Annotated in this window: 19 protein-coding genes; 13 read left to right on the forward strand and 6 right to left on the reverse strand. The window is 32.4% G+C overall.

Annotated elements, in window-relative coordinates; genetic code table 11:
• Positions 1–196: 196 nt before the first annotated feature.
• From rplM to ACESR5_RS11435, 6 genes are all read left to right on the forward strand, one after another.
• The gene (gene rplM, locus ACESR5_RS11410) at positions 197–634 is read left to right on the forward strand and encodes a 50S ribosomal protein L13 (protein WP_087245414.1); all 438 of its coding nucleotides are present in this window, start codon (positions 197–199) and stop codon (positions 632–634) included.
• Positions 635–649: 15 nt separating this feature from the next.
• Entirely contained in the window at positions 650–1,042 is a 393-nt protein-coding gene (gene rpsI / locus ACESR5_RS11415; protein WP_373155862.1) for a 30S ribosomal protein S9, read from the forward strand.
• Positions 1,043–1,419: 377 nt separating this feature from the next.
• Entirely contained in the window at positions 1,420–2,157 is a 738-nt protein-coding gene (locus ACESR5_RS11420; protein WP_373155865.1) for a CPBP family intramembrane glutamic endopeptidase, read from the forward strand.
• Between the two features lie 336 nt (positions 2,158–2,493).
• Positions 2,494–3,450: a virulence protein RhuM/Fic/DOC family protein gene (rhuM, locus tag ACESR5_RS11425; RefSeq protein WP_224762644.1), complete on the forward strand. Its 957-nt coding sequence runs from the start codon at positions 2,494–2,496 to the stop codon at positions 3,448–3,450.
• Between the two features lie 390 nt (positions 3,451–3,840).
• Entirely contained in the window at positions 3,841–4,299 is a 459-nt protein-coding gene (locus ACESR5_RS11430) for a hypothetical protein (RefSeq protein ID WP_373155867.1), read from the forward strand.
• A 24-nt stretch (positions 4,300–4,323) separates the two neighbouring features.
• Entirely contained in the window at positions 4,324–5,151 is an 828-nt protein-coding gene (locus ACESR5_RS11435) for a transposase (protein WP_373155915.1), read from the forward strand.
• Between the two features lie 119 nt (positions 5,152–5,270).
• On the opposite strand, the gene ACESR5_RS11440 is transcribed toward ACESR5_RS11435, so the two are convergent.
• From ACESR5_RS11440 to ACESR5_RS11465, 6 genes are all read right to left on the reverse strand, one after another.
• Positions 5,271–5,618 (reverse strand): hypothetical protein, encoded by a 348-nt coding sequence (locus tag ACESR5_RS11440; protein WP_087244823.1) that lies wholly within the window; start codon positions 5,616–5,618, stop codon positions 5,271–5,273.
• 25 nt (positions 5,619–5,643) lie between these two features.
• A complete protein-coding gene (locus ACESR5_RS11445) occupies positions 5,644–6,315 on the reverse strand; it encodes a flavodoxin (RefSeq protein WP_373155869.1) in 672 nt (223 codons plus the stop codon).
• 181 nt (positions 6,316–6,496) lie between these two features.
• Positions 6,497–7,459, reverse strand: a complete 963-nt coding sequence (locus ACESR5_RS11450; RefSeq protein ID WP_373155872.1) for an alpha/beta hydrolase — start codon at positions 7,457–7,459, stop codon at positions 6,497–6,499.
• 3 nt (positions 7,460–7,462) lie between these two features.
• Entirely contained in the window at positions 7,463–8,143 is a 681-nt protein-coding gene (locus ACESR5_RS11455; protein ID WP_373155875.1) for a flavodoxin, read from the reverse strand.
• Between the two features lie 15 nt (positions 8,144–8,158).
• Positions 8,159–9,007 carry an aldo/keto reductase gene (locus ACESR5_RS11460; RefSeq protein ID WP_373155878.1) on the reverse strand — a complete coding sequence of 283 codons (849 nt, stop codon included), beginning with the start codon at positions 9,005–9,007 and terminating at the stop codon, positions 8,159–8,161.
• A complete protein-coding gene (locus ACESR5_RS11465) occupies positions 9,004–9,876 on the reverse strand; it encodes an aldo/keto reductase (RefSeq protein ID WP_373155881.1) in 873 nt (290 codons plus the stop codon). Before ACESR5_RS11465 ends, ACESR5_RS11460 begins: the two co-directional genes overlap by 4 nt.
• Before the next feature lie 107 nt (positions 9,877–9,983).
• Between ACESR5_RS11465 and ACESR5_RS11470 the strand changes: the two genes are divergently transcribed.
• The 7 genes from ACESR5_RS11470 (at position 9,984) to ACESR5_RS11500 (ending at position 15,660) form a co-directional block, all read left to right on the forward strand.
• The gene (locus tag ACESR5_RS11470; protein WP_087305400.1) at positions 9,984–10,883 is read left to right on the forward strand and encodes a LysR family transcriptional regulator; all 900 of its coding nucleotides are present in this window, start codon (positions 9,984–9,986) and stop codon (positions 10,881–10,883) included.
• A 15-nt stretch (positions 10,884–10,898) separates the two neighbouring features.
• Positions 10,899–12,674 (forward strand): DUF885 domain-containing protein, encoded by a 1,776-nt coding sequence (locus ACESR5_RS11475; protein ID WP_373155884.1) that lies wholly within the window; start codon positions 10,899–10,901, stop codon positions 12,672–12,674.
• On the forward strand, positions 12,674–13,060 hold the full coding sequence (locus ACESR5_RS11480; RefSeq protein ID WP_373155886.1) for an HDIG domain-containing metalloprotein: 387 nt from the start codon (positions 12,674–12,676) through the stop codon (positions 13,058–13,060). Before ACESR5_RS11475 ends, ACESR5_RS11480 begins: the two co-directional genes overlap by 1 nt.
• An 80-nt stretch (positions 13,061–13,140) precedes the next feature.
• A complete protein-coding gene (locus tag ACESR5_RS11485; RefSeq protein ID WP_373155889.1) occupies positions 13,141–13,281 on the forward strand; it encodes a hypothetical protein in 141 nt (46 codons plus the stop codon).
• Positions 13,268–13,555, forward strand: a complete 288-nt coding sequence (locus tag ACESR5_RS11490) for an HAD hydrolase-like protein (RefSeq protein ID WP_373155891.1) — start codon at positions 13,268–13,270, stop codon at positions 13,553–13,555. The genes ACESR5_RS11485 and ACESR5_RS11490 overlap by 14 nt, the downstream gene beginning before the upstream one ends.
• Positions 13,556–14,923, forward strand: a complete 1,368-nt coding sequence (locus ACESR5_RS11495) for an MATE family efflux transporter (protein WP_373155893.1) — start codon at positions 13,556–13,558, stop codon at positions 14,921–14,923.
• 68 nt (positions 14,924–14,991) lie between these two features.
• The gene (locus ACESR5_RS11500; protein ID WP_373155896.1) at positions 14,992–15,660 is read left to right on the forward strand and encodes an N-acetylmuramoyl-L-alanine amidase; all 669 of its coding nucleotides are present in this window, start codon (positions 14,992–14,994) and stop codon (positions 15,658–15,660) included.
• The last annotated feature ends 77 nt before the right edge of the window (positions 15,661–15,737 follow it).

Genomic DNA, 15,737 nt, shown 5'->3' on the forward strand with positions numbered 1-15,737 from the left:
AAATTCTATCATTGGATTTGTAAAATTAAATTCCATATAAATTGATTTAGGGATGGAATTTAGTTTTTCAATTTACGCATATTAAAAAAGGCGATGAATACAGAGAAAATCATATTGACAAAAATGCGAATATTGTTATAATAAGAGTTGCCTTATTTTAACGTTTGTAGCCCCGGAAACTACAGGAGGATTAAAAATGAGACAAACAACAATGGCTAAAGAAGCCACAATTGAACGTAAATGGTACGTTGTTGATGCTGAAGGATTAACTTTAGGACGTTTAGCATCAGAAGTAGCATCTGTATTAAGAGGAAAACATAAACCAACATTTACACCACATGTAGATACTGGTGATTATGTTATTATCGTTAATGCAGACAAAGTAGTAATGACTGGAAAAAAATTAGATACAGTTAAATACTATCATCATTCTGGTTGGTTAGGTGGTTTAAAAGTTAAAACTGCTCGCCAATTTAAAGAAACAAATCCAACAGGATTTGTAGAAGCAGCTGTTAAAGGTATGTTACCTCATAACACACTTGGAAGAAAACAAGGGATGAAATTATTTGTATACGCTGGTAGTGAACATCCACATGCTGCACAACAACCAGTTGAATTAAAAATTAAGGGATAAGGAGGACGAGAATAAATGGCTAATGTACAATACAGAGGAACTGGACGTAGAAAGTCTTCAGTAGCACGTGTTATTTTAACACCAGGTGCAGGAAAAATCGTCATCAATGGTAGAGAAGCAAAAGATTATTTACCATCAGATGTATTATTAATGATCGTCAACCAACCACTTGAATTAACTGGTACAACTGGTAAGTTTGATGTGATTGTTAATGTTAAAGGTGGAGGTTACAGTGGACAAGCTGGAGCTATCCGTCATGGAATTTCAAGAGCTTTATTAGAAGCTGGAGAAGATTACAGACCAGTATTAAAAACAGCTGGATTCTTGACTCGTGATGCAAGAGTTAAAGAACGTAAAAAATACGGACTTAAAGCAGCTCGTAGAGCACCACAGTTCTCAAAACGTTAATTTATACGTTTATTCAGAGAAATTCAAAGAAACTCAAATCAGCAAAAGCCTTTATTTATCGGCTAAAACTCGATTTGAGTTTTTTGTATATTTATAAATTAAAAACGGTAAGCGACAAGTAAGATACAAAAAAACTAACCATATTTCTCTATTTCTCTATGATGTGATAGATGAACAAAATCATCTTGTGTATCGAGATGTAGATGAAGATAAGGATATCGTATTTCATGATACAAAAAGTATTACTCTATCTGATTATCTCAGCAAACATCCTATTGTGAAAAATAAGCATGTAAGTTAAATTATCTTGTAATAAAAAACTCCACATGAGATAATTTAGTTAGATAAATTGGAATTTGAAAAGGAGATATACTGAATTGGATACTAAACGGTTAGCAAAATTTCTTATAATTACATTTGTTATTACAGGGATAGCCTGGTCTGGACTTGCTGTGTTAACAAGTTTAAATATTATCCCATTTTCGCATCCTTTAGGCACTATTTTACATATTATAGGAGGATTCGGACCGACAATAGCAACTTTCTTTGTCTTAGAAGAAAAAAACACGGTTAAATCTATATTACATTTTATTTTTGGCTACAGAAAGAAATCATTGATTTTTTTGTTTTTATTTTCTATTTTTGAAATACTGACAATAGGTTTATCGTCAAGGGAATTTAATTCCGCATTACCATGGTATTTGATGCCTTTAATCTTTCTTCAGGCAACATTTATATATGGCGGCGAAGAAGAATTAGGTTGGAGAGGTGTTATGCAGCCTTTATTAGAGGAAAAATTGAATTTCCCTATAGCCACAATCATTACGGGTGTTGTGTGGGGAATTTGGCATATTCCCCTTTGGTTTGTAAATGGCTCATCGCAACAAAATATGCCATTTCTCTTTTTCTTAGCGTTAGCTGTTATACTAAGCTTTTGGCTGGCGACAATTTACAAAAAAACGGAATGTGTTTTTGCTTGTAGTGTTTTTCATGGATTGACAAATACTCTTTTGTCTGTATTTATAATTAAAGTGAATGTTCTATTGGTAATAGGACTGATTGCTATGCTTGTATATTCAATATATTTATGGTATTGTGGAGAAGCAAAACAATAAATTCCAGTTTGTAGAGTATGAAAATCGAAATTATATCAATATAAAGAAAAACAGGTATTTCTTTGAGTTGAAAAGTAGTTATGAAACTATAAAATACTAGCTATAACGTAAATAGGTGTGATATGTCGTTTTGGCAATGCAACAAGTAAGCGACAAATAGGCTTAAAAACCCTTATTTTATAAGGTTTCGGAGTTCTCAAAACGTTAATCAAAACAAATACGGAAAAAGATTCAAGATTATATCTTGGGTCTTTTTTTGTGCTTGTTAATGAAATAAATGTAAATAAATGATATAATAAGTTAATTAATAAAATTTCAGATGAAGAAGGTGATATTATGATTGATATAGTAGAAAGAAATGAAGTTGTACAATTTAAAAATGGAGATTTTGTATTAGATGTTACTATTGATTCTAATAAGGAAACAGTATGGTTAAATAGAGAACAATTATCACAATTGTTTGATAGGGATATCAAGACAATAGGGAGACATATTAATAATGCATTAAAAGAAGAATTAGATAATTCAACTGTCGCAAAATTTGCGACAGTTCAAAAAGAAGGCACTCGTCAAGTGACTCGACAAATTGAATATTATAACTTAGATATGATAATAAGTATTGGATATAGAGTAAAATCTAAAAATGGTATTCTTTTTAGAAAATGGGCTCATAATATATTAAGAGAATACTTATTAAAAGGATATGTTATAAATGATAGACATTTTCAAGATATTGAATATGTTACAAAAATGCTGGATCAATATAAAGAAGCAGGTGGGAAATTACCATCGAGTGATGCTATGTTAGAATTTTTAAAAGCTTATCAAAGAGGTTTTAAAATATTAGATGATTATGATCATCATACTTTAGAAGTACCTGAAGGACAAAAAGATGTTTATGTTATTCAATATGATGAATGTATAAAATTGATACACAATACAATGTTTGCAAACCAAGGAGATCAATTTGCAATTGAAAGAGATGATTCATTTAAAAGTAGTATATCAACCATATATCAAAGTTTTGGAGGAAATCACTTATATCCAACACTTGAAGACAAAGCAAGTGCATTATTATATTTTATTGTTAAAAACCATAGCTTTATTGATGGTAATAAAAGAATAGGGGCAACAATATTTTTATATTTTTTAGAAAAGAACAATGCATTATATAAAAATGGAAAAGAAAGAATTAATAATGATGCTTTAGCGACTTTAACGATATTAGTCGCAACGTCAAGACCAGAAGATAAAGATATTATGATGCAACTTATTAAGACAATTATCAAATAAGAGGAATATTCTTTAATAATGAAATGTTTTAACCATAATTCATTTTTGGCATCTTTTAGTTAATTGAAAGTGTTAATAAAATCAATGAATTTGGGATGTTATTTGAGTAAAACAATAGTCATAATTGTTATGAGAGGATGAGAGAAGTATTTAAAATTGATGAAAGGCAAGAAAGTATATGAGTAAGAAAAAGAAAAAACATACGAAGCAATATCATTAAGTTAAGGACTGAATGACATTCGAGGGTTATATTGCAAATATACCCTCTCTCTTTTTTTATTATTTTTCAAAGAAAAGTATTGACATTGCAACGATAGTGTGCGGCCTATTATCAATTTTTTATTGATAATAGGCCAATTGTTTATAGGTATATCTTGGAGGTACTTGATCATGAATAGCTATAAACATCTTAAAAACGTCCTTTTTCACAATATCAAAACACTTTCTCAAGTCTGTTCTATCTTCTGTGTCAATCCTGATGCTGATTTTACCAGAAACAGAAAGCTTGATTTTGAAACTATCATGAAGATTATCCTTTGCATGGGCGCTTCTTCCATCAAGGATGAACTTCTCAAATTCAATGACTTTTCTATTGATACTCCTTCTGCCTCTGCCTTTGTTCAGGCCAGAAGCAAGATCAAGTCTGAAGCTTTCAAAGCTTTGTTTGATGGATTCAACAAAAAAACTTTCAAGAAAAAGTTATTTCATGGCTACAGGCTATTGGCCATTGATGGCAATGAACTGCCTATTGACAATACCATCTTTGACGATGAAACAACTGAATTAAGACATGGCACTCTTGCAAAACCTTACTCTGCCTATCATTTGAATGCCAGTTATGATCTATGAGAACGTACATATGATGATATTATCATTCAGGGTGAAGCCAAAAAAGACGAAAATGATGCTTTCTGTCAACTTGTTGACAGATATGATGGACAGAAAGCCATCTTCATTGCCGATAGAGGCTATGAATCCTACAATGGTTTTGAACATGTTGTACACTCAGGACATAAATATATCATTCGTGTTAAAGACATTGAATCTACGACTAGCATCACCAAGTCACTAGGACCATTTCCTGATGGTGAGTTTGATGTTGATGTGTTTAGAATGCTGACCTTAAAACAAACAAAAATGACAAAAGCCTGTCCTGAAATATATAAAATTATTACCAAATCAATGAGATTTGATTTTATGGACAAAGAGAATCCCTGGTATGAGTTCAACTGTAGGGTCGTGAGATTCAAAATATCCGATGATAAATATGAAACTATTACTACCAATTTAAGCAGAGAGGAATTCTCAATGGAAGAAATCCGTGAAATCTACAATATGAGATGGGGCGAGGAAACTTCTTTTCAAGAACTCAAGTATGCCATTGGACTCAATGCATTGCATGCCAAGAAAAGAAAACTCATACAGCAGGAAATCTATGCACGTATGATCATGTATAATTTCTGTCAAAGGATTGTACAGGAAATAAAGATTCCTAAAAAGGACAGAAACAAATATACATATCGGGTTAATTTTACAAAATCCATACATATCATCAGAGAGTTTCTAAGAAAAAAAGGTGGAAAGAATCCACCTGTAGAGTATCTGATAGCTAAAGAGATTCTGCCAATTCGACCCAACAGAAAATACAAGCGACATGTCAAGCCAAAGACTGTCGTATGCTTTAACTATAGATATAACTAACATAGTTTATTATATACCTTGACAGATGTAGTTTCAAGACTACACTTTTTGAGCTTGAGTAAATATTAAAAACCAGGAAAAATATATTTCCATACAATTCCTGGTTAAATATTGTCATCTTAACTTAATGACATTGGTCCTGTATTCTCTTTGCTTGGATCAGCTGATTTTTCTTCATCTGTATAAATATCATAGAAAATAGAATCGTGATGATCAGTCATATAGTTAAGAACGTCAATCGTTGTTTGTGTATTGATATGGCTATGATAAGGAAGTAAAGAGTCAATATGATTGATCGTCAGTGATTCGTCATATCCTCTCTCAATAGGGAAAATAAATTGACCATAACTCTCAAATCTTTCATCATGAACAATCTTACTGACAGTTGTCTTTTCATTGATTTGAGAAACTGCAGTTGTTTGATTATCTGTTGTCTGTGAAGCACATCCACTTAACAATAGACCCATACCTATCACCACCTTTAATAATTTTTTATTCAAGACTATCAATCCATTCTTTCACCTGAGTTGCTGTTTCATCTGGATTTGTATCGACATCTTGAGCACTGACTGTCAATCCTTCTTCGACAACTTGTGCATTAGGTTCAAGTTCCTGAATGGTTTCTATTGTTGAAGAAAACTGACTACCAGCATGGCTGCAAAATGGAATAATTGTTTTGCCACTAAAGTCATATTCATCAAAGAAACTATACATGACTTGAGGAAGATCATGCCACCAGATTGGATAACCCACAAAGATGACATCATAGTCTTCTAAATTATCAATATGACTTGTTAATTCTGGTCTGACATCTTGATCCTGTTCTTCTCGAGCATAATCAATGACATCATCGCTGGATTGAGGATATTGCACAGAAGTTGTAATGGAAAAGAGCTCTCCATGAGTATTATCCTGAATCATATTGGCTAAAGCATGAACAATTCCTACAGGTTCTCCCTGATATTGTGTGACACTGGCTGAAGAAGCAACATCAACTACACTGTTTTCACCAGAAGCAAAATAAGTAATCAAAATGTTATCACCATCTTGAATATAGGAATTCTGACCTGCCTGAGAAGCAGACGGTGAATCAGATGGACTGGCGCAGGCAGTCATCAAGAAAAGCATCATCAGACAAATGATTATTTTTTTGATGTATTTCATTGGTAAGACCTCCTTGAAGTGATTTATGAAAGTTCTCCCCAAGACAACTGTTTTTCAATATGTCATGAAGGTTTAGAAAGGCATAAATATGTTGTTGGGGAGGAAAAGGATATTGTATTGAAATGTGATACAAAAGAATGTTTGATTTTAGAATGTGTTGTTGAAATAATGGGAAGTTGAATTAATGATTCCAAAACCACAACAAACCATTGTATGTGTATTCATGAGAAGCCTTCACATCATGTGAAGCTCCTTCTTTGATCAGATAGTTTAAATTTCCTTTTGTTTCATCATTGGCGAAACGAAAGATGTTGTTATCTGCATTTTTCATGGCTTCAATCTGTGATGTGAATGACTGATAGGCAAAATCATCAGTACCAGAAAAGGCAAAGATGAAGAAATCATTCCATGAATAACCAGCATTTTCCACAATGGAAGTCATATAATCTCCATCACTGGTTAAACTGCCACTCATAGGCATGAAATAACGGAAATAATCAAGACAGTATTCAAAAGTATGCCAAGTTGCGACTGAGCCCATTGAGAAACCACCAAAACCTCTATGATCTCGTGATTGACGTAAACCTTCAGGCGTTGTATCTTTGGCATACGTACTGTATTTTCCTTCTACAGCTGGTATTAAATCATTGACTAGTTCATTATGATAGTTATCAGTTAATGTCAGAGCCAGACTATAGTTATCACTATTATCAGGATTTTCATTATTATAAGTTGGATATACAATAATGAGTGGATCCATCAATCCATCTTCAATCGCATGGTCAATAGCATATTTTAATTCAGTTGGTTTAGAGGATGTTCCTAAAACAGTTGTTTCATTACTCCAGCCTCCATGCATTAAATAGAAAATGTTATAGGATTGATGGGGATCATATTGATAGGGAAGGTAGACATAAGCACTTTTCTGTAATGTTTTGTCATGGGATTCATAACTTAAGGATTCATATGTTGTATAATCCAGTTGAACGAGTTCACCTGAATGTGTTGCCGGTGATTTATAATTTTCTGGAATGCTTTGAATCTCTAAAGCTGTGTTATCCTGCTTAGAAGTTTGATTTGAAGAACAGCCAGCCAGACATGTTGATAATATTGTCAATGTGAGTAAAGCTTTCTTGATAGACATCGTTTATAATCCTAAACTTTCAACCCAGTCAACAATTTCACTTTCTGCATCAGTAACATCATTTCTGGAAATCGTTAAACCATCTTCAATCACTGTTGCATTTGGCTGTAATTCTTCAATAGTACTGATGGTACTTGAAAATCGGCTGCCACCATGAGTATTAAACGGAATAATCGTTTTATCACTGAAATCATATGCTTCTAAGAATGTATATAAAGGCATTGGCATATCTCCCCACCAGTTTGGATAACCAAGAAAAATCACATCATAATCATCCAAATTGTCAATAGTTGTTTTTAATGCTGGACGTGCATTTTCATCCTGTTCATCTGCAGCCTGATCAACTAAAGGATCATGTGTTCCAGGATATGTCTGCTCTGTTTCAATCTGAAATAGATCACCACCAGTATTGTCTTGAATGACTCTAGCGACATATTCAGTTGCACCCATCAGTTCATCATTATTGATAACACGACTGGCAGATGAAGACATATCTGTTCCATCAGTTTCAGGCATTGTGAAATATGCAATGAGTATTTTTCCATTATTTTGGATTTGACTTGTTTCTGGTGTAGAAGTTATTTCGTTTTGAGATGCATTCTCTGGCGTTGATGGCTGACTTTGACAAGCTGTTAAACTCAATAGCGAGCCAGCGCATAATAGACTGATCCATAATTTTTTCATGTGAAGACCTCCTTATTAATCGTGAATCTTTAATTGTGATAATCTGACTTCATTGGCAGGATCTTCAGGATTGTGTGTTGGTTTACCTGTATCTAAAGCACGCATTTTTTCCATTTCTTGGGCATTTAATTCGAAATCAAAAATATCAATATTTCCTTTCATTCTTTCAGGATTTGTAGATTTTGGTAAAGAAATAACACCTTCCTGATAAATCCAACGTAAGATAATCTGACCAGCATTTTTATGATATTTGTCAGCTAATTCACAAATAACAGGATTTTCTAATAATTCTTTATTACCATGTCCTAAAGGATACCATGCTTCTAAAAGAATATGATTTTCATCCATCACTTTTCTGAGTTCTCTTTGTTGAACAAATGGATTAAATTCTACCTGATTCACTGCAGGCATGACTTTCATACCATCTTTAAATTGATTCCATAAGTTGACAGTGATATTAGAAATACCAATAGATTTCAATTTTCCTTCTTCATAAGCTTCTTCTAAAGCTTTCCATGCTCCTAAATAATCACCATAGGGCTGATGTAATAAATAAAGATCAATGTAATCTACACCAAGCAGTCTTAATGTATTTTCAATACCTTTTTTCGCATTTTCATATCCATAATCCTGTAACCATAATTTAGAAGTAATAAAAATATCTTGACGATCAATACCACTATCTTTGATTGCTTTTCCAACATCGCTTTCATTCATATATCCAGCAGCTGTATCAATATGACGATATCCTGCTTTTAAAGCAGCTAATGTGGCATCGTAAGTTGGGCCATCGTTTGGAATCATAAAAACGCCAAAACCGACGGCAGGAATGTGTTGTTTGTTGTTGAGTTCAAATGTTTTCATATGTGTATCTCCTTTGTTGAATTTTCATGAATTTTAAATTTGTTTAAGTTTTTAGCAGTTGAATAACATTGATAATCAATGATTTCACTATGACCAAGATTGAGTTTATTCATTTCTATAAAATCATCCTGATCTAATTGAAAATCCCATATATCCATATTTTCAATCATGCGTTCTTGATGAATTGTTTTCGGAATCGCAATAATTCCTTGTTGGATTTGCCATCTTAATACAATTTGGGCAACTGTTTTATGATGTTTTTTTGCTATTTTTAATAATATTGGATTTTCAAAAATATGTCTTTGACCTTCATTCAATGGTCCCCATGCCTGTGTTATACATTGATATTGTTCAAACAGGTGATGAGCTTTTTTTTGTTGAAAGAATGGATGATATTCGATTTGATTAATCATCGGTTTAATAGAACAGTTCATATATAAATCTACAAATCTTTCCGGACTAAAATTACAGACACCCAGTGCTCTGATTTTTCCTTTCATATATAATTCTTCCATGGCTCTATAAGATCCATAGTAATCACCATAAGGTTGATGAATCAGATACAAATCAATATAATCTAAACCTAAATTTTCTAAAGATGTCTGGAAAGCTTTCATTGTCTTTTCATAACCAGTATCTTGAACCCATACCTTGGTTGTGATAAAGAGTTCTTTTCTAGGAATTTGAGATTTTTGTAAAGCTTTACCAATTTCTTTTTCATTCAAATAAGCAGCCGCACTGTCAATAAGACGATAACCACTTTCTAAGGCATGAAGAATACATTTTTCAGTCTGTAAAGGTGGAATCTGAAATGTTCCATAACCTAACATAGGCATCATGACACCATTATTGAGTTTTTGATATTGCATTGACTTCCTCCTTTCACTTGTTATTTTAGAAAAAGAGTTGAAAAAAGTACAATATCAATATTTTATTGTGCTATAATTAAAATGCATAGTGAAATGGAGGTGTATTCATGATTGAATTTTATCAGTTAGAACAGTTATTAACGATTGCGAAAGTGGGAACAATTTCTAAAGCGGCTGAAGTTTTACTTATATCGCAACCTGCTTTAACACGTTCGATTCAACGTCTGGAAGATGAATTAGGTATTCAGCTTTTTGACCGTAAGAAAAATAAAGTTGAATTGAATGCAAATGGGAAATTGGCTGTGGAACTTTTTGAGAAACTTTTAAATGATAAAGAAAAGATTGTGAATACTTTGCAGGCCTATAATCGTAGCCAATATGAAGTGAAAATTGGGTCCTGTGCACCAGCACCAATCTGGGGATTACGTCATGTTTTCAAAAAATTATACCCTGAAATGCAAATTCATGATGTTCTTGATTCTCGAGAAGACATTTTACTGCAAGGATTAAAAAACTATGAATTTTCTATTATTGTTTTTCATCATCCTATTGATGATCCTGATTATGAATGTGTGCCATTATTTGAAGAAAATCTCTTTTTATCTGTACCACCAGCACATCCTTTAGCTTTATTTCCAGAAATATCATTTGATGACTTAAATGGTGAAAGTGTTCTGTTGTTGTCAAAAATAGGATTCTGGAATGAAATCTGTCAAAAAGTCATTCCTCAATCACATTTGTTATTTCAAGAAGATGGGCAGGTTTTCAATGAATTGATTAAGGCATCGGCATTACCTCATTTTAGAAGTGATATTACAATGAAACAGGAAGGAAAATCAGAAAATCGCAAGGCTATTCCTATTAGTGATCCACAGGCACATGTGATGTATTATGGGATTTATAGAAAAACAGATAAAAAAATATTTTCATCACTACTAACAGAAGTTCAAAACTTACATTGGGAAGATGTCAGTCAAGTCACGGAAAGTGTAGATAACAACAAATAAGAAATGAGGAAAAATATGAAATATTTAAAAAAGTCAATCCAGTTTTTATTGTCCATAACATTATTCTTTTGCATGGTAGGATGCCAGCAAGATGATGTGACAGTTCAAAAAGAGTTTGATCAATTTTTAAATCAGGAATTTATAGAAACGATGGAAAACGATTATGTGACTTTACATACTTATGTGACTCATCCAGAAGATTTTGGAATTGATATGAGTCAGGTAGAAGTTGGACTAGGCATGGGTGCATCTCAAGATGACCAGCAAAAACTCAAACAGGAGTTAAATGATACCTATGAACAATTAATGGAATTTGATTATGATGCTTTAACTGAAGATCAAAAAGATTCTTATGATATTTATAAAACACAATTATCAATTGATCAAAAATTGAGTGATGAAAAATTTGATTATTATGGTTCTTTATTTGCCAGTATGACAGGATTACATTATCAATATCCAACTTTACTAACTGATTGGGATATACGAAGTGAAGAAGATTTACAAAATATGATTATCATGGTTAAAGATATTTTACCCTATACGCAAGAAGCTTTAGATTATACAAAAACACAAGCTCAAAAAGGTTTGTTAATGATTGATTTTGATTCAGTGTTAACTTATTGTCAAAGAATTTTAGATCAAAAAGATCATAGTCCTGTTTTACAGGCTGTTTATGAAAATATTGAAAATCTAGATATCACAAAGCAAAAGAAAGAAGATTATAAACAACAAATGGAAGACGCTTTTCAAACATCTTTTTTTCCAGCTTATCAAGAAATCATAACTACTTTATCTCATCTTAAAGATGGTACCAATAATGAGCAGGGACTCGCTCATTTCAAAGATGGTAAAGAATACTATGCTTTATTATTACAACAAAATAGTGGAACTGATCAAACAGTAGAAGAAGTCAAAAATATGATGGAAGATGCTTTTCATCAGCATATGCAACGTCTGGTTGTATTAGCTATTCAAAATCCTGAGCTTTATGAAGATTATACAAATGGGAATTTCCCTCAAACAAATTTCCGGAGTTACGATGAAATTTTGAAGTTTATTAAACAAAATTTATCGCAAGATTTTCCTGAAGTTGATCAACTGTCATATCAAATTCAAGATGTCAATGAAAATTTAGCTTCTGATTCAGGGGTAACAGCTTATTTTAATATTCCTACATTAGATGGAACACAGGTGAAACAGTTGCGAGTTAACCCTAAAACAAATGATGTCAAGACGATATCTACTTATGCAACAGTGGCACATGAAGGGCTAACAGGACACATGTATCAATATGCGTATATGTATGAAAATCAGACAAACAATTTTAGAAAAGCCATTGCCAGCTGTCAGGCTTATAGTGAAGGCTATGCGACATATGCACAATATGAATGTTTAAAATATTTAGAAGATGAAATTGATGAAGATGTTTTGCAGTTATATAAAGAAGCAGAATTATTGAATAATAGTTTAACGATTTTGATAGATATTGGTGTTCATTATGAAGGATGGAGTCAAAGTGATGTTCTTGATTTTTTAGAAGACAATGGAATGGTTTTAGATGAAGAGTCTTTGTCAGCATTATATAAACAGCTTCAAGCTAATCCAGCAGCATTTGTTCCTTATTATGTTGGATATGAAAAAATAGCACAAATGAAAGAAGAAGCTCAAGAAACGTTAGGGGACAATTTTGATCATAAGTTATTTCATGAAGCGTTATTAGAAACGGGAACAGCACCATTTGATGTCGTAGAACGTCATATTGATCGCTATGTGGAGAATAGCCAATGATGGACTATCTTATATCACCAGATTTGAGTTTAAAAGAGAATGTTTGCCAGTTTTTTGATACATATCACTGTATTCATACGAAAGAACATAGTCTGAAAGTTGCAAATGAGAGTCTGAAACTTGCTCATAGATTTGGAGTTGATCCTCAAAAATGTTATCAGACAGCTTTATTACACGACATCAGTGCTGTGATTTCTCACAATCAAATGATGGAAATAGCGTTACAAAATGCCTGGACAATAGATCCATCCGAAAAAAGTATCCATTCCTGCTGCATCAAAGAGTTTCAGCGTTATTTGCACAAAACATCTTTCAAATTGAGGATAAAGAGGTTTTATCAGCTATCACATGTCATACGACACTCAAAGCACACCCTAGTCAAATAGATCTTGTTGTTTTTCTAGCTGATAAAATACAATGGGATCAAACAGGAATTCCTCCTTATTTAGATGTTATTGAAGAAGGAATGAAGATATCATTAGCATATAGTGCTTATTTATTTTTAAAAGAACAGTTACAACATAAACGTATTTTATATCCACATCAGTGGTTAAAAGAAGCTTATGAAGATTTATCAAAGAGAGGAAAAATAAATGAAAAAGTATAAAGCAGTTATTTATGATATTGATGGAACAGTTTTAAATACATTAAATATGAATATGTATCCATTAATGAGAATTATTAAAGAAGAATTAAATGAAGATTGGAGTCTTGAAGACGTTTTAAAATTTGCGGCTTATCCTGGTATGAAAGTGATGGAAGAATTAAATATAAAAGATAAAGAAAAAACATATGCCAAATGGGGTAATGTCGCTAAAGAAGAAATGAAAAATGCAACAATTGTTTTAGAAAAACCATTAGATTTATTACAGCTTATATAAATGCAGAATCAAAATAACTTTGCATTAGGAAATGTATCCCAGCATATTTTACATATTGCTGGACCAATGATTGTTGCACAGTTTATCAATATTTTATATAACGTTGTTGATCGTATTTATATTGGAAGATTACCTGATGTAGCTACTCTTGCGATGAGTGGCTTAGGTTTATGTTTGCCATTAATTTCAATTATTATTGCTTTTGCGAATTTATTTGGTACGGGTGGTTCACCACTTTGTTCTATAGCGAGAGGAAGTGGAGATCATGATTTGGCAGAAGAAATTATGGGGAATTCGTTTTCTTTACTGATTCTTTTTTCAGTTTTGATTATGATCATTGGACTGTTGTTTAAAGAACCGTTATTATGGGCTTTTGGAGCCAGTCAGAATACCATTACATATGCGAATGATTATATGAGTATTTATTTATTAGGAACACCATTTGTTTTGATTGGTTTAGGCATGAATAGTTTTATTAATAGTCAAGGTTTTGCGAAAATAGGCATGATGACAGTTTTGTTAGGTGCTGTAACAAATATTATTTTGGATCCTATCTTTATTTTTGTTTTAGCAATGGGAGTCAAAGGCGCAGCGCTTGCGACTGTGATATCACAGTTTGTATCTGCCTTATGGACATTCCAATTTTTAACAGGTCAAAAAACGATATTGAAATTAAAAAAAGAAAGACTGAAATTAAAAATAAAACATGTGAAAAAAATATTTGCTTTAGGGATGGCTGGATTTATGATGGGATTGACAAATTCTGTTGTTACAATTGTTTGTAATGCCACACTTCAGACATATGGTGGAGATTTCTATATTGCGATTATGACAATTATTAATTCTATTAGAGAGGTTGTATCTTTACCAGGACAAGGCTTAGCTAACGCTTCACAACCAGTGCTTGGCTATAATTATGGAGCTAAACAATATCAAAGAGTTTTAAAAGCTATTCGTTTTACAACAATCACTTGCTTTTTAACGAGTTTTCTTTTATGGCTCAGTATTACCTTGTTTCCTCAATTTTATATTCAGATCTTTAGTCATAATCCAGAAATCATAACACATGGAACGCAAGCTATTCATTTATACTTTTTTGGCTTTTTTATGATGGCTTTTCAAATGACGGGGCAAGCTGTGGCGGTAGGATTAGGAAAGTCTAAACAGGCGGTTTTCTTTTCACTTTTTAGAAAAGTGATGATTGTTGTTCCATTGACTTTGATTTTGCCTATATATATGGGTATTGATGGTGTTTTTATTGCTGAAGCTATCAGTAACTTTATTGGTGGAGGCGCATGTTATTTAACAATGATGTTGACAATTGGAAAAGATTTAAAGAAAAAACGTTTATCTGTCGCTAAAGGTTAATATAAGGAGAAAGACTCTAAGCATAAAGACATTTCTTTTTTCATATAAATAAACGGGTGATGATTCATATGAAAAAAATGATGTCTTTTATTATTCTTTTTGCTTTATGTACATGTTTATATAAACCAGTTATTCATGTTTCATCATCACAATTGTTAAATCAAAGAGTGATAGTTTTGGACCCTGGTCACGGGGGTTTAGACAATGGAGCGAGTATTGCTGGAGTCGATGAAGATGAATTAAATTTGAAAATCAGTTTTGCATTGAAAGAAGAATTGGAATCACGTGGAGCAACGGTTTATATGACAAGAACAGATGACCAGGATATGACAAGAAGAAATTATAACTATTCTAAACAGGATGATATGTATTTAAGAGCGTTAAAGATTGATGAATATCAGCCAGATTTATTTTTAAGTATTCATTTGAATTCTTCAAATTCTAGTGCCTGGGGATCACAAGTTTTTTATTATAAAAAAAGTGAGGATGGGAAAAGATTAGCTGATAGTATTCATAATCAAATGAAAACCTTAACGGGAACAAGGAAAAATATTTCATCAAGTAGTTTTTATATCTTGCGTGCAACACAATCACTGGGAGTATTGATTGAATGTGGCTTTTTATCTAATGCTAATGAAAGAAGACAGTTAAAAAGTCGCAGTTATCATAAAAAGCTGGCGACAGTGATTAGTGATGGAATACAGGGTTACTTTCAGGCTTTATCTGCTCCATTATAAAAATATATCTTAAAAAATAAAAAAAGTATTGACGAAAAAAGAAGCCTATGCTAATATATTAGGGCAGTCGTTAATGG

This window comes from Clostridium sp. AUH-JLR23 (genome assembly GCF_964238065.1).
In the GTDB taxonomy this organism is placed as follows: Bacteria; Bacillota_I; Bacilli_A; order Erysipelotrichales; family Coprobacillaceae; genus Allocoprobacillus; species Allocoprobacillus merdigallinarum.

Bases quoted from the DNA above. Each gene is read 5' to 3' on its own strand.
- rplM (WP_087245414.1), top strand. From the start codon at position 197: ATGAGACAAACAACAATGGCTAAAGAAGCCACAATTGAACGTAAATGG.
- rpsI (WP_373155862.1), top strand. From the start codon at position 650: ATGGCTAATGTACAATACAGAGGAACTGGACGTAGAAAGTCTTCAGTA.
- rhuM (WP_224762644.1), top strand. From the start codon at position 2,494: ATGATTGATATAGTAGAAAGAAATGAAGTTGTACAATTTAAAAATGGA.
- ACESR5_RS11430 (WP_373155867.1), top strand. From the start codon at position 3,841: ATGAATAGCTATAAACATCTTAAAAACGTCCTTTTTCACAATATCAAA.
- ACESR5_RS11440 (WP_087244823.1), bottom strand. From the start codon at position 5,618: ATGGGTCTATTGTTAAGTGGATGTGCTTCACAGACAACAGATAATCAA.
- ACESR5_RS11445 (WP_373155869.1), bottom strand. From the start codon at position 6,315: ATGAAATACATCAAAAAAATAATCATTTGTCTGATGATGCTTTTCTTG.
- ACESR5_RS11450 (WP_373155872.1), bottom strand. From the start codon at position 7,459: ATGTCTATCAAGAAAGCTTTACTCACATTGACAATATTATCAACATGT.
- ACESR5_RS11455 (WP_373155875.1), bottom strand. From the start codon at position 8,143: ATGAAAAAATTATGGATCAGTCTATTATGCGCTGGCTCGCTATTGAGT.
- ACESR5_RS11460 (WP_373155878.1), bottom strand. From the start codon at position 9,007: ATGAAAACATTTGAACTCAACAACAAACAACACATTCCTGCCGTCGGT.
- ACESR5_RS11465 (WP_373155881.1), bottom strand. From the start codon at position 9,876: ATGCAATATCAAAAACTCAATAATGGTGTCATGATGCCTATGTTAGGT.
- ACESR5_RS11470 (WP_087305400.1), top strand. From the start codon at position 9,984: ATGATTGAATTTTATCAGTTAGAACAGTTATTAACGATTGCGAAAGTG.
- ACESR5_RS11475 (WP_373155884.1), top strand. From the start codon at position 10,899: ATGAAATATTTAAAAAAGTCAATCCAGTTTTTATTGTCCATAACATTA.
- ACESR5_RS11480 (WP_373155886.1), top strand. From the start codon at position 12,674: ATGGACTATCTTATATCACCAGATTTGAGTTTAAAAGAGAATGTTTGC.
- ACESR5_RS11485 (WP_373155889.1), top strand. From the start codon at position 13,141: ATGAAGATATCATTAGCATATAGTGCTTATTTATTTTTAAAAGAACAG.
- ACESR5_RS11490 (WP_373155891.1), top strand. From the start codon at position 13,268: ATGAAAAAGTATAAAGCAGTTATTTATGATATTGATGGAACAGTTTTA.
- ACESR5_RS11495 (WP_373155893.1), top strand. From the start codon at position 13,556: ATGCAGAATCAAAATAACTTTGCATTAGGAAATGTATCCCAGCATATT.
- ACESR5_RS11500 (WP_373155896.1), top strand. From the start codon at position 14,992: ATGAAAAAAATGATGTCTTTTATTATTCTTTTTGCTTTATGTACATGT.